The sequence below is a fragment of the Maritimibacter fusiformis genome (assembly GCF_008086115.1).
In the GTDB taxonomy this organism is placed as follows: Bacteria; Pseudomonadota; Alphaproteobacteria; order Rhodobacterales; family Rhodobacteraceae; genus Muriiphilus; species Muriiphilus fusiformis.
Genome location: NZ_VSIY01000015.1, coordinates 108158 through 131983, shown reverse-complemented (window position 1 = coordinate 131983; position 23826 = coordinate 108158). Strand labels below are relative to the sequence as shown.

The 23826-nt window shown below is 65.8% G+C and carries 25 protein-coding genes; 15 read left to right on the top strand and 10 right to left on the bottom strand.

Annotation, left to right across the window (positions count from 1 at the left end; all coding sequences use genetic code 11):
• Positions 1-36 precede the first annotated feature (36 nt).
• The 5 genes from rlmN to FVF75_RS15345 all read left to right on the top strand — a co-directional run bounded on the left by rlmN (position 37) and on the right by FVF75_RS15345 (position 3410).
• On the top strand, positions 37-1233 hold the full coding sequence (gene rlmN / locus FVF75_RS15365) for a dual-specificity RNA methyltransferase RlmN (RefSeq protein WP_148379595.1): 1197 nt from the start codon (positions 37-39) through the stop codon (positions 1231-1233).
• Between the two features lie 101 nt (positions 1234-1334).
• Positions 1335-1784, top strand: coding sequence for a hypothetical protein (locus FVF75_RS15360; protein WP_148379593.1), 450 nt, complete (start codon positions 1335-1337; stop codon positions 1782-1784).
• Between the two features lie 132 nt (positions 1785-1916).
• Positions 1917-2120, top strand: a complete 204-nt coding sequence (locus FVF75_RS15355) for a hypothetical protein (protein ID WP_148379591.1) — start codon at positions 1917-1919, stop codon at positions 2118-2120.
• 152 nt (positions 2121-2272) lie between these two features.
• Positions 2273-2932 carry a class I SAM-dependent methyltransferase gene (locus FVF75_RS15350; RefSeq protein ID WP_148379589.1) on the top strand — a complete coding sequence of 220 codons (660 nt, stop codon included), beginning with the start codon at positions 2273-2275 and terminating at the stop codon, positions 2930-2932.
• A 34-nt stretch (positions 2933-2966) separates the two neighbouring features.
• Positions 2967-3410 (top strand): ribbon-helix-helix protein, CopG family, encoded by a 444-nt coding sequence (locus FVF75_RS15345; protein ID WP_148379587.1) that lies wholly within the window; start codon positions 2967-2969, stop codon positions 3408-3410.
• A gap of 9 nt (positions 3411-3419) precedes the next feature.
• Here the strand turns inward: FVF75_RS15345 and FVF75_RS15340 are convergent, their stop codons facing one another.
• The gene (locus tag FVF75_RS15340; protein WP_148379585.1) at positions 3420-4268 is read right to left on the bottom strand and encodes an LOG family protein; all 849 of its coding nucleotides are present in this window, start codon (positions 4266-4268) and stop codon (positions 3420-3422) included.
• Positions 4269-4359: 91 nt separating this feature from the next.
• Here FVF75_RS15340 and dapD point away from each other — a divergent pair, with 91 nt between their 5' ends.
• From dapD to FVF75_RS15315, 5 genes are read left to right on the top strand one after another with little or no spacing between them, the layout of a single operon-like run.
• Positions 4360-5187, top strand: coding sequence for a 2,3,4,5-tetrahydropyridine-2,6-dicarboxylate N-succinyltransferase (dapD, locus tag FVF75_RS15335; RefSeq protein ID WP_148379583.1), 828 nt, complete (start codon positions 4360-4362; stop codon positions 5185-5187).
• On the top strand, positions 5180-5515 hold the full coding sequence (locus FVF75_RS15330; RefSeq protein WP_148379581.1) for a hypothetical protein: 336 nt from the start codon (positions 5180-5182) through the stop codon (positions 5513-5515). The genes dapD and FVF75_RS15330 overlap by 8 nt, the downstream gene beginning before the upstream one ends.
• Positions 5512-6507 (top strand): TIGR00341 family protein, encoded by a 996-nt coding sequence (locus tag FVF75_RS15325; protein ID WP_148379579.1) that lies wholly within the window; start codon positions 5512-5514, stop codon positions 6505-6507. Before FVF75_RS15330 ends, FVF75_RS15325 begins: the two co-directional genes overlap by 4 nt.
• Before the next feature lie 5 nt (positions 6508-6512).
• Positions 6513-7148, top strand: a complete 636-nt coding sequence (locus FVF75_RS15320) for an HAD hydrolase-like protein (RefSeq protein ID WP_148379964.1) — start codon at positions 6513-6515, stop codon at positions 7146-7148.
• 9 nt (positions 7149-7157) lie between these two features.
• Complete coding sequence (locus FVF75_RS15315; protein WP_148379577.1) at positions 7158-7808, top strand: NnrU family protein; 651 nt, start codon at positions 7158-7160, stop codon at positions 7806-7808.
• A gap of 6 nt (positions 7809-7814) precedes the next feature.
• Here FVF75_RS15315 and FVF75_RS15310 read toward each other — a convergent pair whose 3' ends face one another.
• The 4 genes from FVF75_RS15310 to FVF75_RS15295 all read right to left on the bottom strand — a co-directional run bounded on the left by FVF75_RS15310 (position 7815) and on the right by FVF75_RS15295 (position 12285).
• Entirely contained in the window at positions 7815-8405 is a 591-nt protein-coding gene (locus FVF75_RS15310; RefSeq protein ID WP_148379575.1) for a hypothetical protein, read from the bottom strand.
• A 60-nt stretch (positions 8406-8465) separates the two neighbouring features.
• Positions 8466-9539, bottom strand: coding sequence for a transporter substrate-binding domain-containing protein (locus tag FVF75_RS15305; RefSeq protein ID WP_148379573.1), 1074 nt, complete (start codon positions 9537-9539; stop codon positions 8466-8468).
• A 65-nt stretch (positions 9540-9604) separates the two neighbouring features.
• The gene (locus FVF75_RS15300; protein ID WP_148379571.1) at positions 9605-10705 is read right to left on the bottom strand and encodes a Hint domain-containing protein; all 1101 of its coding nucleotides are present in this window, start codon (positions 10703-10705) and stop codon (positions 9605-9607) included.
• Complete coding sequence (locus FVF75_RS15295) at positions 10702-12285, bottom strand: Hint domain-containing protein (RefSeq protein WP_148379569.1); 1584 nt, start codon at positions 12283-12285, stop codon at positions 10702-10704. Before FVF75_RS15295 ends, FVF75_RS15300 begins: the two co-directional genes overlap by 4 nt.
• A 286-nt stretch (positions 12286-12571) precedes the next feature.
• Between FVF75_RS15295 and dapE the strand changes: the two genes are divergently transcribed.
• The 3 genes from dapE to wrbA all read left to right on the top strand — a co-directional run bounded on the left by dapE (position 12572) and on the right by wrbA (position 15701).
• Positions 12572-13717, top strand: a complete 1146-nt coding sequence (gene dapE, locus FVF75_RS15290) for a succinyl-diaminopimelate desuccinylase (protein ID WP_148379567.1) — start codon at positions 12572-12574, stop codon at positions 13715-13717.
• 138 nt (positions 13718-13855) lie between these two features.
• A complete protein-coding gene (locus FVF75_RS15285; protein WP_148379565.1) occupies positions 13856-14950 on the top strand; it encodes a TRAP transporter substrate-binding protein in 1095 nt (364 codons plus the stop codon).
• Positions 14951-15107: 157 nt separating this feature from the next.
• Positions 15108-15701: an NAD(P)H:quinone oxidoreductase gene (gene wrbA, locus FVF75_RS15280; protein ID WP_148379563.1), complete on the top strand. Its 594-nt coding sequence runs from the start codon at positions 15108-15110 to the stop codon at positions 15699-15701.
• Between the two features lie 37 nt (positions 15702-15738).
• On the opposite strand, the gene FVF75_RS15275 is transcribed toward wrbA, so the two are convergent.
• The 5 genes from FVF75_RS15275 to FVF75_RS15255 all read right to left on the bottom strand — a co-directional run bounded on the left by FVF75_RS15275 (position 15739) and on the right by FVF75_RS15255 (position 20780).
• Positions 15739-17130, bottom strand: a complete 1392-nt coding sequence (locus FVF75_RS15275) for a TRAP transporter large permease (protein WP_148379561.1) — start codon at positions 17128-17130, stop codon at positions 15739-15741.
• Entirely contained in the window at positions 17130-17705 is a 576-nt protein-coding gene (locus FVF75_RS15270) for a TRAP transporter small permease subunit (protein WP_148379559.1), read from the bottom strand. Before FVF75_RS15270 ends, FVF75_RS15275 begins: the two co-directional genes overlap by 1 nt.
• 154 nt (positions 17706-17859) lie before the next feature.
• A complete protein-coding gene (dctP, locus tag FVF75_RS15265) occupies positions 17860-18948 on the bottom strand; it encodes a TRAP transporter substrate-binding protein DctP (protein ID WP_148379557.1) in 1089 nt (362 codons plus the stop codon).
• A gap of 19 nt (positions 18949-18967) precedes the next feature.
• Entirely contained in the window at positions 18968-20290 is a 1323-nt protein-coding gene (locus FVF75_RS15260) for a TRAP transporter large permease (protein ID WP_187393095.1), read from the bottom strand.
• Entirely contained in the window at positions 20280-20780 is a 501-nt protein-coding gene (locus tag FVF75_RS15255; RefSeq protein WP_148379555.1) for a TRAP transporter small permease subunit, read from the bottom strand. The genes FVF75_RS15260 and FVF75_RS15255 overlap by 11 nt, the downstream gene beginning before the upstream one ends.
• Positions 20781-20949: 169 nt before the next feature.
• On the opposite strand from FVF75_RS15255, the gene FVF75_RS15250 reads away from it, so the two are divergent.
• The gene (locus tag FVF75_RS15250; RefSeq protein ID WP_148379553.1) at positions 20950-21537 is read left to right on the top strand and encodes a TIGR04282 family arsenosugar biosynthesis glycosyltransferase; all 588 of its coding nucleotides are present in this window, start codon (positions 20950-20952) and stop codon (positions 21535-21537) included.
• A 31-nt stretch (positions 21538-21568) separates the two neighbouring features.
• Complete coding sequence (gene rnr / locus FVF75_RS15245) at positions 21569-23791, top strand: ribonuclease R (protein ID WP_148379552.1); 2223 nt, start codon at positions 21569-21571, stop codon at positions 23789-23791.
• Positions 23792-23826 lie beyond the last annotated feature (35 nt).

Below are 23826 nucleotides of genomic sequence, written 5' to 3'. Positions count from 1 at the left end.
TCGCCTATATCGGCGCCAGCCCGCTAGGATAGCCCGATGACCAGCCCGACCGCCCCTTCCGCCCCGATCACCCAGGATGTGATGACCCTGCCGCGCAAGGACGCGGACGGCAGCGGTCTGATCAACCTTGTCGGCCTCACCCGCGACGGGCTGCGCGATGTGCTGATCGCCGCCGGCACGCCCGAGAAACAGGCCCGGATGCGGGTCGGGCAGGTCTGGCAGTGGATCTATCAGAAGGGCGTGCGCGACTTCGAGGACATGACCAACCTCGCCAAGGACTACCGCGCGATGCTGGCCGAGCGTTTCGAGATCCGCGTGCCCGAGGTGGTGATGCGGCAGGTCAGCGCCGATGGCACCCGCAAGTACCTGGTGCGCATCGCCGGCGGCCATGAGGTCGAGGTCGTCTATATCCCCGAGGAGGATCGCGGCACGCTCTGCGTCTCGTCGCAGGTCGGCTGCACGCTGACCTGTTCCTTCTGCCACACCGGCACGCAGAAACTGGTGCGCAACCTGACCGCCGCCGAGATCGTCGGGCAGATCATGGTGGCGCGCGACGATCTGGGCGAATGGCCCGAACCGGGCCGCCACCCCAAGGACGAAACCCGCCTTTTGTCCAACATCGTGCTGATGGGGATGGGCGAGCCGCTCTATAACTTCGAGGCGGTGCGCGACGCGATGAAGATCGCGATGGACCCCGAGGGTATCAGCCTCAGCCGCCGCCGGATCACGCTGTCGACCTCCGGCGTGGTGCCCGAGATCGCCCGCGCGGGCGAGGAAATCGGCTGCATGCTGGCGATCAGCTTTCACGCCACCACCGACGCGGTGCGCGACACGCTGGTGCCGATCAACAAGAAGTGGAACATCGAGGCGTTGCTGGACGCGCTGCGGGCCTATCCCAAGCTGTCGAACTCCGAGCGGATCACCTTCGAATATGTCATGCTCGACGGTGTCAACGACAGCGACGAGGATGCGCGCCGCCTTGTGAAGCTGATCGAGGGCATCCCGGCCAAGATCAACCTGATCCCGTTCAACGAATGGCCCGGCGCGCCCTATCGCCGGTCGTCGAACAACCGCATCCGCGCCTTTGCCGACATCATCTACAAGGCAGGCTACGCCAGCCCGATCCGCACCCCGCGCGGCGAGGATATCATGGCCGCCTGCGGCCAGTTGAAATCCGCCACCGAACGCGCCCGCAAATCGAAAGCCGAGATCGCGCGCGAAACGGGGCTTTGACCGGGACATTTGCGCGCGCTGCCCCGGTTGCGCTGGACCGCACCGCGCCGCCGGGGTATCCGTCGCGCAACCGCCAAGCGCCCGGCATCAAGGAGGACACGATGTTTCGCAACATGGGTTTCGCCCTTGCCATGACGACGATGTCTGCCTCTGCGGCCATCGCTCAGGACTGCATCGTCTATGACCCCGAGAACTATCCGGGCATTCCGGGCCAGGTCATCGTCGACTATGTCACCGGGTTCGACTCGTTCGATTTCGTCAACTCGTCGGGCCAGCGCCTGACCGATGCCAATCAGGTCATCCGCCAGGATCGCGCCAATGTGCACAAGTTCGGCAAGATCGGCCCCCACGACAACCTCGACGGCTACTTCACCACCGCCGAGCGGCGCCAGCAGATCACCGACGCCGATATCGTCACCTGGTGCCATGACGGCGTGGGCAAGCCGGTCAGTGTGCCCGACATGATCTTCGGCGACTATTTCCTGTTCGGCATCTACCTGTTTCACGGGGTCGACGGGCGGTTGAAACTGCATGTCTTTCCGGTCGGGTGAGCCGACCAATACGGAACGATTGTCGTGCGGGGCGCCACAATCGCGCAGAATTACCCAAATCCTTCCGCATTCACGCTCCAATCTCGCCATTCTGACGCGCCATGTTTCCTCATCGAACCGAGGAGCAGAACAATGGCAAGGATCTCTGCCGCCGAGCGGCAACGCACCATGGACTTCGTCATCGAACAGCGCATGCTGGCACGGTCGGACCGGGCCTGGCGCCGGCGTCTGGCGCAGTTCGGCTACGGCCTCGAGGATACCGAGCAAGGCCACCGGGTGACCTGGCTGCCCTATCGCCGCCCGATCTGTGTGGTGCCGGCGGGACTCACCGGGTGACGGATCGGGCCTGTCCGGCCCACACCTGTTGACGGGGCGGCCTGATCCGCTACCGTCTGCCAACCGCCGGACTTGCCGGCGGCGCGACAGGGAACGCACAGACCCGCATGGCCGATGGACCGGCAAACCGATCACGCGAGGAAGTCCGGGCGATGCGTGAAGCACGCCGGGCCTTTCGTGCGAAACGGGCCGAGCGCAAGAAGGCCGCGATCTATTCCAGCGGCGAATACTGGCAGGACCGGATGGACCTGCTGTATTACGGTTACGTCGATTTCATCATGCGCACCCTGGCGCGCGATGCCCGCTCGCACCTTGATGTCGGCACCGCCAATTGCCCCTATCAGGAATGGTTCGACTGGATACCGGAGCGGATTTCCTTCGACCGTGCGCCACCCTATGCCTCGGACTCCGTGACCGGCATCGAGGGCGACTTCATGGAGCATGATTTCGGCCGCCGCTTCGATGTCGTGACCTGCCTTCAGGTGCTCGAACACGTGCCCGAGGCCGAGGCTTTCACCCGCCGCCTGATGGCGCTGGGCGATCTGGTGATCCTTTCGGTGCCGTTCATGTGGCCGGCCTTCATGCTGGAAGATCATGTCCATGATCCCGTCGGCCTTGAAAAACTGGTCGCCTGGGCCGGTCGCGAGCCGAATTACCACGTCGTGGTCGAAGAACCGTTTCGCAGCCGCAAGCGCCTGATCGCGGTGTTCGACACCGCCGACCCGAAGGCGGGATGGGGCAAGAAACACGTCCACCGCCGTGTCCGCCGCGAGGCGCGATTGCCGAAATCGGTTCTTCCGAACAAGGGTTAACCGTCCGGCAACCGATCCCGTGCAAACTGGCGGCATGGAATCGGTTGCCTTCAAACTCTCGCGCCACACCATCGACCGGCTTGAGGCGCTGGCGCGCGACGAGGATGTGTCGCTGGGCCAGATCATCCGCGCCGCCATCGACCGTGACCTGCGCCGCCGCGACGAACAGCGATTTCCCGAGCGGGTCGAGGAACGGCTGCTCGCCCCGATCCGCGCCCGCGTGACAGAGGATTTCCTGGCCGCCGACACCTGGCGCACCCTGAAACAGCGGCTGGTCGACAAGGGCTATGCCCTGCGCCAGTCGGGCGGTGGGCTGGCGCTGCACGATCTGGTCAGCGGCCGGTTCCTGTGCCGCACCTCCGAAATCGGCTTTGGCTACCCGGCGCTGATGAAACGCTTTTGCGAACCGTTCCCGGGCCACACCCACACCTGGATCATCGACAAGCTGGGCGAGGTGCCGCTCTACGCCAAGGGCTAGGTCCGCGCCCTAACGCCCGGGAATGTCGCCGCGTTTCTGGCCCGCGCCGTCCCAGTCTGCCATCGCCGCCACCGCCTCTTCGGCGGTCTCGACGAAGCGAAACAGCTTGAGATCCTCGGGCGAGATCGTGCCGGCCTCGGCCAGCGCGTCCCAGTTGATGATCTTTTCCCAGAAGTCCCGTCCGAACAGCAGGAACGGCACCTGCTTCATCCGCCCGGTCTGGATCAGCGTCAGGCTTTCGAACATCTCGTCCAGCGTGCCGAAGCCGCCCGGAAACACCACGATCGCCTCGGCCCGCATCAGGAAATGCATCTTGCGGATCGCGAAATAGTGAAAATTGAAGCAAAGCTCGGGCGTCACGTATTCGTTCGGCGCCTGTTCATGCGGCAGCACGATGTTCAGCCCGATCGACACGCCGCCCGCCTCGGCCGCGCCCCGGCTGGCTGCCTCCATCACGCCCGGTCCGCCGCCCGACACGATGACCTTGCGGCGGTGGCCCGATCCGTTCGCCTCTTCGCTGACCATCCGGGCGAACTTGCGCGCCTCGTCGTAGAAATGCGACAGCTCGGCCAGCACCGGGTTCGCGGTCTTGTCCTTGTCGGCGGGCCGCGGAACGCGCGCGCCGCCGAACAGCACGACGGTCGATTCGATCCCCGCCTCCTGCATCACCATCTCGGGCTTGAGCAGCTCGAGCTGCAACCGCACCGGGCGCAACTCGTCGCGCAGGATGAAATCCTGATCGGCAAAGGCCAGCCGGTAGGTGGGCGACCGGGTCTGCGGCGTATCGGGGATCTGGTCGGCTTCGGCGCAGTCCTGGCCGGAATGGCGAAAGGGGTGGGCGCGGGTCACTTCGTTCATATGCTCGTCCTGTCTTGCCGCATTGCGAGGTCGGGTATCAGCCCTTATAGCCGGGGGCCAACCAAGACTGAACCGCATTCGGAGACACGCCATGTCCAACGCCGCGCTGGAAGCCGCCATCGAAGCCGCATGGGAGGCCCGCGACACCATCACGCCTGCCACCAAGGGCGAGACCCGCGAGGCCATCGAGGACACCCTGAACGCGCTCGACTCGGGCTCGCTGCGGGTGGCCGAGAGGCAGGATGACGGGCAATGGCACGTCAACCAATGGGCCAAGAAGGCGGTGCTTCTGGGCTTTCGCATCAAGGACATGGAGGCGCAATCCGGCGGGCCGCAGGGCGGCGGCTGGTGGGACAAGGTCGACTCGAAGTTCAAGGGCTGGGGCGACAACCAGTGGCGCGACGCGGGCTTTCGCGCCGTGCCGCACTGCGTGGTGCGCAAATCGGCCTATATCGCGCCGGGCGTGGTGCTGATGCCCAGCTTCGTCAACCTCGGCGCCTATGTCGACGAGGGCACGATGGTCGATACCTGGGCCACGGTCGGATCATGTGCCCAGATCGGCAAGAACGTGCACCTGTCGGGCGGCGTCGGCATCGGCGGCGTGCTGGAACCGATGCAGGCCGGGCCGACGATCATCGAGGACAACTGCTTCATCGGCGCGCGCTCCGAGGTGGTCGAAGGCGTGATCGTGCGCGAAGGCTCGGTGCTGGGCATGGGCGTGTTCATCGGCCAGTCGACCAAGATCGTCGACCGCGACACCGGCGAGGTCATGTATGGCGAGGTGCCGCCCTATTCGGTGGTCGTCGCAGGCTCGATGCCCTCGAAGAACGGCGTCCACCTTTACTGCGCGGTGATCGTCAAGCGCGTCGACGCGCGCACCCGCTCGAAAACCGGCATCAACGAGCTGTTGCGTGACTGACAAACCCAAACGCCCGCAGCAGGTCTTTACCCTGCTGGTCGAGGTCGGCCGCCACGAAGGCGACGGGCTGCCCAAGGGTGCGACCGGGGCGGCGCTGATGTGCTATGCCTCGGGCGTGGACGAGGCCGAGGCGGTGCGCGAGACCGTGGCGATCCTCAAACAGGCCGATCTGGCCCCGCTCGACGTGTCCGGCTACGGCACGCTTGATGAACGGCTGGCGGAGGGGCACGACATCCCCGACGAGGAACGCGCCCTGATGCAGCGCGCGCTGGATGAAAACTCGGTGATCGTGGCGCAGATGACACCGTTTTTCGACGATGCGCCATGACGCGCAAGCTGATCCAGATCGTCCTGCCAAAGGATCGGGCCGAGGCGGTGACGGCGTGCCTCGACGATCTTTCCACGGACGACTGGTTCCTGCTGGCGACCGAGGATGGCGACCGCCGGACGCTGGTGGCCTCGTTGCAGGAGGTCGACACCCAGGACCTGCTTGACCGCATCGCCGAGGCGCTTGACGGCGAGAGCGGCTGGCATCTTCATGTGCTTCCGACCGAGGGGTCGCTGCCAGAGGTCGACGACGAAGAGGAACAGGAGCGCATCGCCCAGCGCGAGACCGCCCGGGCGCGCGAGGCGATTTACGGCGACATCCGCCAGGGCACGGCGCTGACGCTCGACTACCTGGTTCTGACCGGGCTGGCCACCGTGGTCGCGGCGATCGGCCTGTCGCTCGATCAGGTCGCGGTGGTGATCGGCGCGATGGTGATCGCGCCGCTGCTCGGCCCGATCCTGGGTCTGGCCTTCGCGGTCAACCTCGGCACGCTGTCGCTGATGCTGGTCGCGCTCAGGTCACTGGGCGCCGGGCTGGCGGTCGCGGCGATCTCGGCGGCGGCGCTGGGCGTGTTGTTCCGCGGCCATATCGGCGCGGTGGTGGAAACCTATGACGCGCCGCTGACGCTGATCTCGGTGGCATTGCCGCTGGCCTCGGGGGCCGCGGCGGCGCTGATGGTGGCGGGCGGCCAGACCTCGGCGCTGGTCGGCGTGATGGTGGCCGCGGCGCTGTTGCCGCCGCTGTCGGCGGCCGGGCTGCTTCTGGGCGGTGGCGAATGGTTCAAGGCCGGCAAGGCCGTGACCACGGTTCTGGTCAACATCGCCGCGATCAACCTGGCTGCGCTGGTCGTGTTCCGTGCCAAGGGCATCCGCCCGCGCAAATGGCAAAGCGATGAACACGCGACCAGCCCCTGGATCTCGGTGGCGATCTCCTCGCTGATCGTGGTGCTGTTCGCGGTCGCGGTCTTCGTTTCGGGCCGTGGCTGGTGGTGAGCGCGATGGCGGCGACGGTGTTTCTCGATCTCGACGGCACGCTGACCGATTCCCGGCCCGGGATCGTGCGTTCGGTGCTTCATGCGCTCGACACGCTCGGCATCGACACGCCCGACCGCGACGATTTCGACTGGCTGATCGGCCCGCCGCTGATCGACAGTTTCGCCCGGCTGGGCGTGCCCGACCCGAACGAGGCGCTGCGCCTCTACCGTGACCGCTACGCCCGCGAGGGGCTGTTCGAAAACCGGGTCTATGACGGCATCCCGGCGGCGCTGAGCGCGCTGGCCGGGCGCTATCGGCTGTGCCTCGCGACAGCCAAGCCGCATGTCTATGCCACCCGGATCACCGCGCATTTCGGGCTGGACCGCCACCTTGCCGCCGAGTTCGGGCCGGAGCTGGACGGCACACGGGGCGACAAGGGCGATCTTCTGGCACATGCGCTTGAAACTCTTGGCGTTTCGTCCGACATCTGCGTGATGATCGGCGACCGGCACCACGACGTCGACGCGGCAAACGCGGTGGGCATGGCCAGTGTCGGCGTGACCTGGGGCTTTGGCGCGCCCGGTGAGCTTGCCGCCGCCGCCGCGCTCTGCGACCGGCCCGAGGCGCTGGCGGCCGCCGTCGAGGCGCTCATTGGATAGGAGTGACAGATGACCGGATGGTTCGAATTCATCGCCGCCTTTGCGGTGTTCTTCGCCTCGCACATGATCCCGATCCGTCCGGGCGTGAAAGGCCCGATCGTGGCCCGGATCGGCGCGCGCGGCTTTACCATCCTCTATTCGCTCCTGTCGGTGCTGGTGCTGATCTGGTTGATCGTCGCCGCCGGTCGCGCCCCGACCGTGTTGCTGTGGGACTGGGCGCCGTGGCAGGTGCATGTGCCGCTGAGCCTGATGCTGCCGGCGGTGCTGCTGGTGACGATGTCCATCGGGCGGCCCAATCCGCTGTCGTTCGGCGGCCTCAACAACGAGCGCTTCGATCCCGACCGTCCCGGCATCGTCGGCTGGGTGCGCCACCCGCTGCTGATGGCGTTCGCGATCTGGGCCGGCGCGCACCTGGTGCCGAACGGCAACCTGGCGCATGTGATCCTGTTCGGGCTGTTCCTGGGTTTCGCGCTGCTGGGAATGCGGCTCATCGACCGGCGCAAGCGTCGCCTGATGCCGGATTGGGAGCGTCTGACGAAAACCGCCCGGCGGATCGAGATCACGCCGGGCGGGTTGCTGCGTTTCGCTCTCGGCTGCGGCATCTACGGGCTGCTTTTGTGGCTCCACACCCCTGTGATCGGGGTCAGCCCGCTGCCGTGAGCCCGATCAGGTTCCCGGCCGGACCAGCGCGTTGAAGGTTTCGGGCAGGGTGAAGGTGTCATCCAGCAGCTTGGTCAGCGGGATCTCGTAGGTCGCGGTCTTGCCATCGTCCGACCGCGTGCCGTTTGTCTCGACCACTTCGGCACCGGTGATGTTCAGCACCATCGCGTGACCTTCGAACATGCTGCCCATCATGGCCATCATCTGGGCGCGCTCCTCGGCGCTCATGTCGTCGTCGCCCATGCCCATCTCGCCGGTCAGATCGTCAAGATCGAAGGCGACATAGACCAGCCCGCCGGCCCGTTTCTCGATGGTCAGGCCCTCGCCCATGTCCGGGTCGGACATCAGCTCTTCGATCGAGCCGGATTTGCTCTCGGAGCAGACGACGCTGCCATCGGCCTGATCCTCGCGCACCATGCCCTCGCAGGGGTCTTCGCCGCTGCCCGCGATCATCGCGACAAGGTCGGCGTCGATGGTCATCTGCATGTCCATCTCGGCCTGATCTTCGCCCGTGATCGCAATCGTGGCGTCTACGTCGAAACACCCCGCAAGCGGTACGATAGCGGCCAGCGAGAGGGCGGAAAGGAAACGGCGCATCTGGTTAACTCCTGAAAACTAAGTGTCTACGCCCACCTTGGCAGGCGTGTGCCGACCTGTCTAGCCGTCCGAAGGTCCGAACCATTTGACGCGGATTTCCTCGTAGGTGCCGTTTTCGCGCAGGCGCAGCAGGCTCTGGTTGATCGGTTCGTGCAGCTCGCTGCCGGTGGGCAGGGCGATGCCGTAATTCTCGCGCAGGAAAACCGGCCCGGCAAGCGTTGCCGTGCCCGCGCCCGCCTTGGTGACGTAATGCGCCAGGATCGGCGCGTCGAACACCACCGCGTCCAGTGCGCCGGCCTCGAAATCCGCGATCAGCGGCGCAAAGCCGTCATAACCCTGATACCGGATCTCGCGCCGGTCCAGATAGGCCGCGGCGGTCGACCCGCCGGTGGTGCCGACCCGCTTGCCGTAGAGGTCCGAGACCGAGCTCACCGCGCTCTGGATCGCCTCGACGGTCATCGTCGTGGTGATCTTGGCCACGAAGATCGAGACCAGGAACAGCGACGAGATCACCATCACCACGCCCAGCACCCGGCCCGGTGCGCTGCGCGGCTGGCGTTCCTCGAACCCGCCGTTGACGATCAGGTTCAGCGCCCACCAGAACGCCGGGAACAGCGCCTTGCGCCCGTCGTGGCGGAAATAGTCCTGGTGCCGGCGCTCGAACAGCCACATCAGCATCCCGGCGGCGAACAGCAGCGCAAAGGCCGCGACCACGGCGATCAGGAAGTCGCGCAGCACCAGCCGGCTGAGGAACGGGCTTGCGACCGTGTCCGAGGCCGGCACCATGATCTGAAGCCCGGCGGAAAAGATCGGCTGGGTAAAATCCATCTCGGTCTCGCGGTCGGCGGTGATCGAGATGTTGGCGGCGGCGGCATCGACTTCGGCCCGGCGCACGAGGTCGAGCATCTCGCCGAAGGTCTCGGTGCGCTGCACCACGTAGTCGCGCCCGATGTCCTGCATCAGCGCATCCCACAGATCGAGGGTGAACCCGGTATCGAGCCCGTTTTCCGACAGCGAGAACGGCGGCCGCGTCACGGTCGCCAGCCGAAGCGTGTCGTCGTCGCCGTCCTGCGCCAGCGCGGCGGGTGCGATGGCGGCCAGAGCCAGCAAGGCGGCCAGCAGGTATCGTATCATGGGTGGCCTTCTCTCATCCCTTGCCCTGACTATGCACGCCACGGCCCCGGCGGGCAATCGCGCGTTCAGGCGCCGATTGCGGCGGCGAGGGTGCGGGCCTCGAAGTCGGCCAGCGTGCGGCGGGCAAAACCGCGATGCACAGGGATCGCCCCGGGCGGAATGTCGGCCAGCGTCGAGCTTGCCAGGATGTCGGGGTCACGCGCCTCGGGCGGGACATAGAGGCTTTCGGCCCAGAGACCGCCGTGCATCAGGCAATCGTGCATGTCCAGAAGCACCTGGTAATAGGTCACCAGCGCCGCCTTGCCGTCGCGCCGCGCCGCGCGCCCGGTGACCAGGTGGCGCGCCTCCAGAAGCACTTCGTCCTCGCCCAGCATATAGACGCTTTCATCGTCGCCCAACCGGATGCGGTGGTCCGGGGCGACAAGGATATCCTGCTCCAGCCCGAAAAACGGCGCACGCAGCCGGATCGGGCGAAAGCCGCCCAGCGCGGGCACGGTGCGGGCACTGATGAAGCGCACCGGTTGCGGCCCGCTCTCGGCGGTCTCGACCATGTCGCCCAGCCGCAGCTTTTCGACCGCAACCGGCCCCTCTACGGTCTCGACCGGCGTGCCCGCAAGGATGCCCGACCGTAGCCACACCGGCTCGATCCGGTCCGAGAACGCGACGAACCGGGTTTCCGGCCCGATCTGGGTGGCATTGCCGTTGCGGATCATCACCCGCACGTCGATTGCCGGCAGCGGCACCGGGTCGACCACCCGAGTCTGGTAGATCTGCGACAGGTCCGGCAACTTGACGGTCAGCCGCCCGCTGCGCGCCGGCCCGTCCCAGGCATAGGAGATTCGGATACGCGTGTCGCGCGGCGGGGTCGGAAAGCGCAGGGTCGCGACCGACTGCGCCGCGCCCTGGCGGATTGCGATGGTCAACGTGCCGCCATGCGACAGCCGCACCGCAAGCTCGCGCCGCCAGCCCCGGTCACGGCCATAGGTGACGATGTGTTGCAGCCGGTCCGGCTCGGCCTGGAACCGGGTTTCGATCAGCATGGTGCCGCGCGCCAGCAGCTCGTCGCGCGTCATCGGCGGGCGGGCGTCGGGCGCGTCCTTGGGCACACCGATGCCGCGAATGTTGAACGCCGGGTGGCGCAGGTCGGTGGTTGCGATCCAGCTCATGCCGCGCGCGGCACGGTCCGGGCCACCAGAACGCGCGCTTCGTAGTTGCGCAAGGTTCGCCGCGCCGCCGCCGGATAGCCTTGCCCCAGCGCCGGATCGAGCTCGGGAAACAGCGCGAAGATCTCGGCGGCGATGGCATCCTCGAAACTGGCGGCGGTCTGCGGGCCGGGCAGAAAGCTCTCGGTCGCCAGCCCCTCGGAAAACACCACTTGGTGCGCGTCGAACAGGATGTGCACATAGTCGACCGTGCCGCCCTCGACCGGGCGCACCGAATGTTCGTTGACCAGGTCGCGCGCCGCGATCAGCACATCGGCCTCGCCGAACAGAAGCTCGGCCAGCGCGTCGCGGATCAGGATGCGGTGCTGCGGCGACACCAGCAGTTCGCGGTGCTTGCCGAAGGTGTCGGCGGCGATGCGGATCGGCGCGAAGGCACCCTTGGCCTCGACCCGGCGCCGTCCGGTCCAGCGCAGCGGCTGCGGTCCGTTGTCGTGGGTCAACACCATGTCGCCGGGGCGCAGGTTCTCGACCGGAACCTGCCCCCGCGTCGTCGCGATCCGGGTGCCGGCCACGAAACAGGGCACGGTGTTGATGGTGACAAAGGCCGTGTCCGAAACGCCGTTGCCGCCGCCGATCGCCGCAGTATAGGAAAAGTTGACATTCTCGAGGTCATTGTCGGCGGTGATGTCGAAGGTGCCATCGGCCTTCAGCGTCACCTGCTGCCCGGTGGTCAGCGTGATGGTGTCGCCCGCGACCACCTCGATCCCGTTGATATGGGTGATGGTCAGGGTCGAAGGCGCGTTGTCATTGGCCAGCACGTCGACATTCTGGGTGCCGCCCGGCCCGATGGTGACGGTATCGTCCTCGAGCGCCACCACCGATTGCGCCGAGTTTCCGGCGATCAGCAGGGTCGAGTCGTAATTCGAATCGCCGACATCGGCGATGCCGATCTTGATCGAGTTCACCTGCCCGGGGATGACGGTCATCTTCAGCGTCATGGTGACGGTAAAGCCGTCCATCTCGGTGTTGTATTGCGACCCGGTGTTGTCGACGTAGAGGTTTTCGTTGCTCGCGTCGTTGACGTTGCCGACCGCGACGTTGCCGTTGCCGACCGCCAGGTCGACCACCGAACCGTTGACCCAGACGCCCACGATGTCGTTGAAGAGCGAGCCGGCATATTCCGGGTATTCCTCGGACGAGAACACGAACTGAAGCGTCAGCGTTTCGCTGTCGGGGATGAAATCGACCTCGAGGAACGAGGCGTCATAGGTCCGGGTTCCCGCCAGCGCGTTGAAATCGCTGTCGTTATTGACGCCGGACGTGTTGGAGGAAGTGCTGCCTGACTGGTTCGCGTTGCCCGACGAGTTGGTGAAATCCCTGAGCCGCCCGGTCGACAGCATCACCCCGGTATCGCCCGGCGTGACCTCGGGCGAGACCGCGTCGCCGTCGGAATAGATGCCCGAGGATCGGTTGTCGCCGGAATAGCTGGCCGACACGACGGTGACGCCGGCGCCGAACATCTCGTTCGCCATGTCGACGGCGCTCGCGCCTGTCTGGATCGGAAGTTCCGATGCCTGGACCATTCTGCCTGCCTCCTGCCCATTTCCGGCAAGGAGCTGGCCCGCCCACGGGCCAAGCCCGAAACGCTGTGGTCAACTGCTCATCCGGGGCCGCGCGTTGTCGCGTCTGTGGCCCCAAGCCCCTGCCTCGGGTTCTTTATCGCCTTTCTGTATGGTCGAAAAAACGCAATTTGTTAATAGGCTTCTACGATCCTGCGGAGTTATGCGGACAGGCTGTCGCGGCACAGCCACATTTGCAGCGCGACGAGACAGGGTGTAGCACCAAGCCAAACCCGCCAAGGAGCCCGACATGGCCGAGACCGATCCCGTCGACCTGACCCGCCGTCTGATCCGCTGCCCTTCGGTCACGCCCGAAGAGGGCGGGGCGCTGGTGTTGCTGGGCGATCTGCTTGCGGATGCCGGCTTTGACGTCACCCGCGTGGATCGGGGCGGGGTGGCCAACCTTTTTGCCCGGATCGGGCCGAAAGGGGCCGCGCGCAGCCTTGGCTTCAACGGTCATACCGATGTCGTGCCGGTGGGCAATACCGGCGACTGGACGGTGCATCCCTTCGGCGCCGAGGAGCGGGACGGCATGATCTGGGGGCGCGGCGCGACCGACATGAAATCCGGTGTCGCCGCCTGGGTCGCGGCGGCCATCGACGCGGCCCCCGACCTGCCCGAAGACGCCGCCCTCGTGCTGGCGATCACCGGCGACGAGGAGGGCGACGCCACCGACGGCACCATCGCGCTGCTCGACTGGATGGCCGAAACCGGCGAGGCGATGACAGCCTGCATCGTGGGCGAGCCGACCTGCCCGAGCCACATGGGCGAGATGATCAAGATCGGCCGACGCGGCTCGATGACCGCCTATTTCACCGCGCGCGGCGTGCAGGGGCATTCCGCCTATCCGCACCGGGCAAGGAACCCGGTGCCGGCGCTGGCGCGGCTGATCGCCCGGCTGGATGCCCACGAACTTGACCAGGGCACCGCGCATTTCAACGCCTCGACGCTGGCGGTCACCACCTTCGACACCGGCAACCCGGCCAACAACGTGATCCCCGCCGAATGCCGCGCGACGGTCAACATCCGCTTCAACGACGCGCATTCCTCGACCGGGCTGACCGCCTGGCTGCGCGAGGAATCCGAGCGCGTGGTGGGCGAGACCGGCATCGACATCACCATGCGCACCCAGGTCTCGGGCGAAAGCTTCCTGACGCCGCCGGGGCCGCTGTCGGACCTTGTCGCGGCGGCGGTGAAGGCGGAAACCGGGGTGATGCCGGAATTGTCCACCTCGGGCGGCACCTCGGACGCGCGGTTCGTCAAGGATCATTGCCCGGTGGTCGAGGTCGGGCTGGTCGGCCAGACCATGCACCAGGTCGACGAGCGCGTGGACATCGATCAGATCCGGCAGCTCAAGCGCATCTATGCCCGCATCATCGCGGACTATTTCGCCTGAGGGCTGTCGCGTCACACCCTGCCAAACTGGACATTTGCGAAAAGAGCGATTTAGGTGGGGTGGTTGGCCATCGCGGCCACTCTGCCGGGGCCGGGACGGTCGCCCGGCGGGCAAGACGTTCAACTGGGAGGATCAAGAATGGATCGTCGTTCCTTTATCAAACGCGCCGGTGTGCTTGGTGTCGGCGCCACCGCGGGCAGCCTTGCCGCACCCGCGGTCGCGCAGGGCAACATCACCTGGCGCATGGTCACCACGTGGCCCAAGAACTTTCCCGGCCTCGGCGTCGGCGCACAGCGCCTAGCCGACCGGATCACCACCGCCTCGGGTGGCCGTCTGACGGTTCAGGTCTATTCGGCGGGCGAGCTTGTGCCGCCGCTGCAATCGCTCGATGCCGTGATCGACGGCACCGCCGAGATGAGCCACGGCGCCGCCTACTACTGGCAGAACAAGTCGACCGCACTCAGCTTCTTCACCGGCGTGCCCTACGGCATGACCTCGCGCGAGCTGACCGCCTGGGTCCGCTACATGGGCGGGCAGGAGATCTGGGACGAGATCTATGACCAGTTCGGCGTTCAGGGCTTTTTGTCCGGCGACACCGGCACCCAGGCGGGCGGCTGGTTCAAGAACGAACTGACCGGCGTCGACTCGGTCAAGGGCCTGCGCTTCCGCACCCCCGGCCTTGGCGGGCGCGTGTGGGAAAAACTCGGCGTTGCCGTCACCAACATGGCCGCGGGCGAGATCTTCCAGGCGCTCCAGTCCGGCACGCTTGACGCCGCCGAATTCGTCGGGCCGTATAACGACCTCGCGCTGGGCTTCTACCAAGTGGCCAAGAACTACTACTTCCCCAGCTTCGTCGAGCCGGGGCTGGCGACCGAGCTTGTTGTCGACAAGGCCAAGTACCAGGCGCTGCCGGACGATCTTCAGGCGCTGGTCAAGGACATCGCCCAGGCCGAATACGACCAGGTGGCGTCCGACTTCTACGCCAACGACCCGCGCGCGCTGCAAACGCTGATCAACGAACATGGCGTCAACGTGCTGCAGTTCCCCGAGGAAATCCTCAAGGCCGGGGCCGATGCCGCCAAGGAGATCATGACCGAGCTGCGCGAGTCCGACGATCCGCTGGTCAAGAAGACGGCGGAAAGCTTCATCGAGTCGCTCAACATCGTGCGCGCGCGGTCCAAGACCACCGACGGCGCCTTCGTCAACGCACGCGAGTCCTACTTCGACATCTGATCCCCAAGGGACGGATGACAGGAAAAGCCCGGGCCATCGCCCGGGCTTTTTTCGTTGTTCGCATTTGTAGAGGCCACTGTGCGCCGGTGCCGAACAGACTTCGGAACCTCAAGGCGATAGGGTCGTTGACAGGACAAGCCGTTGAAAGGACTCCCCGATGACCAAACCGAAAATCCTCGTGATCTTCTATTCCACCTATGGCACCAACCACGCCATTGCCGTCGCCGCAGCCGAAGCCGCCAAGCAGGCTGGCGCCGAGGTCCGCCTGCGCCGCGTCGCCGAAACCGCACCGCAAGCCGCGATCGACAGCCAGGACGCCTGGAAGCAGCAGGTCGCGAAAATGGCGGATATCCCCGAAGCCAGCCATGACGACATGGACTGGGCGCAGGGCTATTTCTTTTCCTGCCCGACCCGCTTTGGCACGGTCGCCTCGCAGATGCGCGCCTTCATCGACACGCTGGGCGGGCTCTGGTCACAGGGCAAGCTGGCCAACAAGGCCGTCACCGCGACCTCCAGCGCGCAGAACGTTCATGGCGGGCAGGAAACCACGCTGCTTGGCCTCTACACCACCTTCATGCACTGGGGCGCCATCCTGGTTCCGCCGGGATACACCGACGAGGTGATCTATGCCTCCGGCGGCAATCCCTACGGCTACTCGGCCCAGGCGGGCAAGTTCGACGATGCCGGCAAGGCGTCGGTCGCGCACCAGGCCCGCCGCCTGGTCGACGTGACGAACAAGCTGACCGCCTGAAGCATTGCCTGCCCGGCCAAACGGTCGGGCAGGTCGCTTACCCCGCGATGTATCGCGGCAACCACGTCACGATCTCGGGGAACGCGAACAACAGCGCGATCGCCACGATCTGCAGCACCACGAAGGGCAGGATGCCCTTGTAGATCGCCGAGGTCGGCAGGTCCGGCGGCGCCACCCCGCGCAGGTAGAACAGCGCGAACCCGAACGGCGGTGTCAGGAACGAGGTTTGCAGGTTCACCCCCACCAGCACGCCCAGCCAGATCGGGTCGATATCGAGCGCGAGCAGGATCGGCGCGGTGATCGGGATCACGATGAAGATGATCTCGAACGTATCCAGGATAAAGCCCAGCACGAACATGATCGCCATCACCACCGCCACCGCCGCCAGCGGGCCGCCGGGCAGGTTGGCGAGGAATTCGTGCACCAGGTTGTCGCCGCCCATCAGCCGGAACACCACCGAGAAGACCGAAGCCCCCAGCAGGATGATGAACACCATCGAGGTGATCGTCGCGGTCGAGATCATGGTTTCGCGCAGCACCTTGAACGACAGCCGCCACCTGAGCGCGGCCAGGATCATCGCGCCCACCGCGCCGACCGACGCGGCCTCGGTCGGGGTGGCGATACCGCCGAGGATCGAGCCCAGGACCGCGAGGATCAGCAGGAGCGGCGGCACCAGCGCCACCAGCACTTCGCGCATCAGCCCGCCCTTTTCCTCGGGCGGCACCGGCGTCGCGGGGCAGGATGCGGGGTCGGTCACGGCCTTGAAGATCGTGTAGGCCAGATACAGCCCGACCAGCAAAAGCCCCGGCAACAGCGCGCCCGCGAACAGGTCGCCCACCGACACCGGCGTGGGCGCGAAGTTGCCCTTTTCCATCTGCACCTGGCTGTTGATGCCCGACAGCATGTCGCCCATGAAGATCAGGACCGTCGAGGGCGGAATGATCTGGCCCAGCGTGCCACTGGCGCAGATCACCCCGGTCGCAAGCTTGGGGTTGTAGCCGGCCCGCAGCATCGCGGGCAGCGAGATCAGGCCCATCGTCACCACTGTCGCCCCCACCACCCCGGTCGAGGCCGCCAGAAGGGCGCCGACCAGGATCACCGACAGGCCCAGCCCGCCGCGCAGGTTGCCAAAGAGCTTGCCCATGGTCAGCAAGAGCTGCTCGGCGATGTTGGAGCGTTCCAGCATCACCCCCATGAAGATGAAGAGCGGCACCGCCACCAGCACCTCGTTGGTCATGAAGCCGATGTAGCGGTTCGGGAGTGCACCGAAATTCGACGGGTCGAACACGCCGAACCACCAGCCGACCGCCCCGAACATGAGCGAGACACCGGCCAGTGTGAAGGCCACCGGGAACCCCAGCAGCAGAAAACCGATGATGCCGAAGAACATCAGCCCGGCCAGGATCTCTCCGATCAGAACCGGGTCCATCAATGGGCTCCTTCGATGGCGGCGGGCACGTCATCGTCGCCATATCGCTGCGTCGGCGGCAACAGGTCGTTGCGCCCGCCCAGCACCAGGATGGAACGCAGGATCATCGCGATGCCCTGCAGCGCCAGAAGGACGACGAAGGCGATGATGAAGGTCTTGAGGATGAACAGCCCCTCCATCCCCCCGACGTTCGCCGAGCCTTCGCGGTAGCTCCAGGCGCGCTGCACGAAGGGCATGGAATAGCGGTAGACGACGAAACAGAACGGCAGGAGGAAGAACAGAGATCCGAACAGATCGACCAGCGCCTTGGTCTTTGCCCGGGCGGGACGATAGAAGATGTCGACCCGAACATGATCGCCGCGCATCAGCGCGAACCCGGCCACGGCGGTGAACATCGCGCCGTTCTGCCAGATATAGAGATCCTGCATCCACACGAAACTGGTCGCGAAGACGTAGCGCAGCACCACCACGGTGAAACAGACCGCCACGATTCCCAGCGACAGCCACGAAAACACACTTCCGACGATCGCGTTCAATCCGCTGATCGCCCTGACAGCCAGCGCCAAGGCCCGCATCTTCCCTCTCCCCTTCGCTCCCGTGGGCGTTTGGTTGCCACGATCCGCCCGTTTTCACAACAGTAAGTGACCGCTCGCGGGGCGTGTCGGGGGCATTTTCATGCGAAAGGCCCGCACGGGGGCGGGCCTTTGCGGTGTCACATGTCGGTCCGGTTCACTCGCCGGCGCATTCGCGCAGCTTCTCGACATCCGGTCCGTTGGGCGTCCGGCCAAGGTTGAACGGCGCCGAGGCGTCACGCCACTTGGCGTAGTCGTTCAGATACTCGACCTGGCTCAGGTAGACCTTGGCGCTGTCGGGGTTCTCGCAGGCGGTCTGAACGATGACCTCGTTCGCCATTTCCTGCACCCGGGCCAGCGTGGCGTCGTCGTAGCGGGTGATTTCCACCGCCTCGTCGAACAGCGCATAGGCTTCGGTCGCGCGCTTCTCGGTGAAGGCCAGCGACCAGATCAGGTTCGCGTCGGCGGCGACTTTCAGCGCGTTCTGCGTTTCCGGCGACAGCGCGTCCCAGGACGCCTTGTTGATCATCACGCCGAACATCGAGGCCGACTGGTGCCAGCCGGGCGTTGCCCAGAACTTGGTGACCTGCTGGAAGCCGCCCGACCAGTCCACGTTCGGGGTCGAGAACTCGGCGCCGTCGATCACGCCGCGCTCGAGCGACTGGTAGATCTCGCCACCCGCCATCGACACCTGGCTGCCGCCCAGCATTTCCAGCAGACGGCCCTGCTCAAGCCCGGACAGGCGCAGGCGCATGCCCTGAAGGTCGTCCAGCGTCTCGATCTTCTTGTTGGTGCGGAAGCCCGATTCGTTGTTGGTCACGCCGTAGGGCAGATAGACCATGCCGAACTTGCCGTAGATCTCGTTGTAGAGATCGGCGCCACCCCATTGCTGGATCCAGTTCACGTAGTCGATCGCGTTGAACAGGCTGGCCGTGGTCGCCAGCGGCGAGAACGCCGAGTTGCGCCCGGCCCAGTAGCCCGGCCAGTCGCCGCCGGCTTGGATCGTGCCGCTTTCGACCGCGCCGAACACTTCGCCCGCGGGCACGAGCGCGCCGCCTTCGAAGAACTCGATGGTCAGCGCATCGCCGGTCAGGGCGTTGGCCAGCTCGACGAAATGCCGGTCGATCTCGATCAGCTCGAGCGAGGACGGCCAGGTGGTCGTCATGGTCCAGCTTTCCTGGGCCATCGCCGGGCCGGCAAGGCCGGCCGTCAGCGCGCCCGCTGCGATCACATGCGTCATTTTCATGGGATTATCCTCCGCTTGGTTACTTGTTGTAGAACACGTCCGGCAGCCACAGCACCAGTTGGGGCAACAGCGCCACCGTCACACTCATCACCACGATCAGGCCGATGAATGGCAGAACCCCCAGGATGATCTGCCCGGTTCGAACCTCTTTCGGCGCCAGCGCGCGCAGGTAGAACAGCGCGTATCCGAATGGGGGCGTCAGGAACGACGTTTGCAGAACCAGCGCCATGAGCACGACGAACCACAAAAGGTCGATCTGCATCTCCTGGATGATGGGCAGAAAGATCGGGAATGACAACAGCACGATCCCGGTCCAGTCGAGGAACGCGCCGAGAATGAACACGATGAACAGCATCATCGTGATCAACAGCCAGGGCGCCATGTCCAGCCCACGGATGATCTCCTGCGTCGCGCGCAGGCCGCCGGTGATGTTGAACACCCCGGTAAACGCGGTGGCGCCGATCACGATGAACAGGATCATCGCCGAGGTGCGCCCGGTCTCCAGCATCGCCGAATAGAAGGTCCTGAGCTCGAACTTGCCGCGCACGATCACGATCAGCAGCGCCAGCGCCGCACCGATCGCCGAAGCTTCGGTGGCGGTCGCGATCCCGGCCAGAAGCGAGCCGAGGATGCCGAGGATCAGGATCAGCGGCGGCACGGCCTCGACCGCCAGCATCCGCAGCAGGGCGCCGCGCGCGATCTTCTCGTCCGGTTCGACCGCCGGGGCCATGCTGGGCTTGACGATGGCCACGATCACCACCCAGACCGCATAGAGCAGGCCCAGCAGCACGCCGGGGATCATCGCGCCGGCGAACAGCTCGCCCACCGACAGCGGCGAATAGCTGGCCATCAGGATCAGCATGATCGACGGCGGAATGAGGATGCCGAGACAACCCGACGCGGCGATCACGCCCGTCGTCAGCGTCGGGGAATAGCCATATTGCAGCATCGGCCGCAGCGCCATCACCCCCATCACGGTGATCGAGGCGCCGATGATGCCCGTGGTCGCGGCCAGCAGGATCGAGATGAACACCACCGCCAGCGCCAGTCCGCCACGCACGTTCGACATCAGCAGGCGGAGCGATTCGAACATTTTATCCGTGACCCCTGAATCCGATAAGAATCGGGCCATCAGGATGAACAGCGGAATCGCGATCAGGGTGAAGTTGTCCAGCACATCGCCGAAAATCCGGTTGATGACGATGCCCAGCACCATCGGCTTGCCCGCGATCAGCGCGCCCAGAACCGCCGTGCCGCCCAGGACGAAGGCCAGAGGATGCCCCATGAACAGGCCCGTGAGCAACAGGCCGAACATGATCAGGGCAATGATCTCAGGCGCCATGCGGCTTCTCCTGCTTGTCGAGGATCAGTTTCAGGACTTCGGCGGCGCCTTGCAATATGAGCAGCCCCGCCGCCACCGCCATCGCCATTTTCAGCGGATAGACCGGCAGTTGCACCGACCCATAGGTGGTTTCGCCCTGCTGCCACGACTTCAAAGCAAAATCCCACGACCGGGTCAGGAATACCCAGGCGAAGGGGAAGAAAAAGATCACGTAGCCCGCCACTTCGACCCAGCGCCGCGCCAGCGGGCGCAGCCGTTCGGTCACCAGATCGACCCGCACATGCGCCTGGTGGCGCAGCGCATAGCCGCCCAGCATCACGAAGTAGAAGCCGTAAAGCTGCTTGGTCACGTCGAACGCCCAGCGGGTCGGTGCGTTGAACGCATAGCGCATCACCACGTCGAAAATGATGATCGCCGCGAAGATGACTGCGACCACGGACACGATGCGCCCGACGGTCTCGTTCAAGCCGTCAACTGCCTTGATGATCAAATTTCAATTCCCTGTGTGACCTGCAAGAGGGGAACAGATGTTCATTTCCGCTTCAAGGTCTATCCTGTGTGGCCGGGTTCGCGCAATAAGTCGAAACACGTAGTGGACAGCCGGGGGCAAAGCGGCGACCTTGCAGGGTTGAGGCGCGTTCGCCGGGATTGGGGCAGATATGGACAGGCCGCGCCCGCGCCTTGTGATCATGGTGAAAGAGCCGCGCCCGGGCCGCGTCAAGACCCGGCTGGGCCAGGACATCGGCTATGTCCGCGCCGCCTGGTGGATGCGTCACCGGCTGCGCACGCTGGCGCGCGGCGTCACGTCCCCGGGCTGGGATACCATCCTGGCCGTCGCACCGGATACCGCGCTGAACTCGCCGATGTTGCCCGATCTCGCGCGCATCGGGCAGGGGCCGGGCGATCTGGGCGACCGCATGGGGCGGCTGTTTCGCGGCCTGCCGCCGGGACCGGTCCTGATCATTGGCGCTGACATTCCGGCCATCACCCGCGCCCATGTCGCCGCCGGCTTTGCTGCCCTTGGCGATCATCCCGCGGTGATCGGCCCGGCCAGCGACGGCGGCTTCTGGGCGATCGGGCTGAAACGCAGCGCCGCGGTTCCGGCCGGGCTGTTCGCCGGCGTGCGCTGGTCCAGCCCGCACGCAATGGCCGACACACTGGCCACCCTGCCGTTTTCGCGGGTCGCGCGGCTGCCGGTTCTGAACGATGTTGACGTTGCGTCAGATTTACCTGCTGTTGGGCGCTGACCTTTGCAATCGCGCATGCTACGGCTGGCCCATGACACGCATACCTTCCAAAGACGAAATCCTGACCTGGATCTCCGACAACCCGACCCTGACCTCGAAACGCGACATCGCGCGCGCTTTCGGGATCAAGGGGGCCGCCCGGATCGACCTCAAGCGCATCCTGCGTGAACTTGAGGACGATGGACATCTGACCAAGCGCAAGAAAACCTACCGAGATCCCGACAAGCTGCCGCCGGTCGCGGTGCTCGAAGTGACCGGGCCGGGGGCGGATGGCGAGCTGTTCGCCCGCCCGCTGGAATGGCAGGGCGAGGGCGAGGCGCCGAAGGTGCTGTTCGTCGCCAAATCCGGTGATCCGGGGCTGGCGGCGGGCGACCGGATTCTGGCCCGCATGACCGAGGTCAATGGCGAGGATCACGCCTACGCGGCACGCCTGATCCGCCGCATCGGCACCAATCCCGAGCGCATTCTCGGCATCTTCCGCAAGGGCGCGGAGGGCGGGCGCGTCACGCCGATCGACAAGGGTGCGGACAAGGAATGGATGGTGCCCGCCGGGGCCGAGGAGGGCGCGAAGGACGGTGAACTGGTCGAGGCACAGCAATCCGGCCCGCGCGAGCGCATGGGCCTGCCGCGCGCGCGCATCGTCGCGCGCCTTGGCGACCCCTCGGCGCCGCGCGCCGTCAGCCTGATCGCGATCCACCAGCACGGCATCCCCGACGCCTTCCCCGACGAGGTCATCGCCGAGGCCGACGCGATGAAGCCCGCCGGCCTCGAGGGCCGCGAAGACCTGCGCCACCTGCCGCTTGTCACCATCGACCCGTCCGATGCCCGCGACCATGACGATGCCGTCTGGGCGCATCCCGACGACAACGCGAAAAACCCAGGCGGCCACGTCGTCTGGGTCGCCATCGCGGATGTCGCGCATTACGTCACGCCCGGTTCGGCCCTGGACCGCGAGGCGCGCAATCGCGGAAATTCCACCTACTTCCCCGACCGTGTGGTGCCAATGCTGCCCGACCGTCTGTCGGGTGACCTGTGCTCGCTGCACGAAGGCGTGCCGCGCGCCGTGATCGCCGCGCGCATCGTGATCGACGCACATGGCAACAAGCGCTCGCACAGCTTCATCCGCGGCATGATGAAATCGAAGGCCTCGCTGAATTACGTCGAGGTGCAGGCCGCCCATGACGGCGACGCGAACGAGACATGCGCGCCGCTGATGGACGAGGTGATCGAGCCGCTCTATGCCGCCTATTACGCCTTGCGTGATGCCCGCGCGAAACGCCAGCCGCTCGACATCGACCTGCCGGAGCGCAAGATCGTGCTGAACGAGGACGGCAAGGTCGAAAGCGTCCGCCTTGCCGAGCGCTTCGATGCGCACCGGATGATCGAGGAATTCATGGTGCTGGCCAACGTCGCCGCCGCCGAGGAACTCAACCGTCTGAAACGTCCGCTGCTGTTTCGTGTGCACGAAGAACCCAGCCCCGAAAAGATGGAGGCGCTGCGCGAAGTGGCGCAGGCCTCGGGCTTCACGCTGGCCAAGGGGATGGTCCTGCAAACCCGTCACCTCAACTCGCTCCTGTCGCAGGCCGAGGGCAGCGAGTTTGACGAGCTCATCAACATTTCCACTCTGCGCTCGATGCAGCAGGCTTACTACACGCCGGAAAATTTCGGCCATTTCGGTCTGGCCCTGAAGAACTACGCGCATTTCACCAGCCCGATCCGGCGCTATTCCGACCTGATCGTTCACCGCGCGCTGATCTCGGGGCATGGCTGGGGCGACGACGGCCTCAGCCGCGCCGATATCGACCAGCTCGAGGCCACCGCGCAGCATATCTCCGAGACCGAGCGCCGCTCGATGGCGGCCGAGCGTGACACCACCGACCGCTACCTCGCCGCCTACCTGTCCGAACGCGTCGGCAACGAGTTTTCCGGCCATATCTCCGGTATCCAGCGCTTTGGCGCCTTCGTGAAGCTCGACGAGACCGGCGCCGACGGGTTGATCCCGGTGTCGACCATCGGGGCCGAGTATTACCGCTATGACGACAACGCCAAGACCCTGACCGGCGAACGCTCGGGGCAGGAATTGTCGATCGGGCTGCCGGTGACGGTCCGGCTGGCCGAGGCGGTGCCGGTGACCGGCGGGCTGATGCTGGAGCTGATCGAGGTGAACGGCAAGACGCTCAGGACCGGCGGACGCCGCAACGGGGCGAAAGCGCCGGTGTCGCGCAAGAAGGCGGTGCGGCGGCAGCGAAAATGATGCCGCCGCCCATACCGTGTTGATCGTTCCAGAAG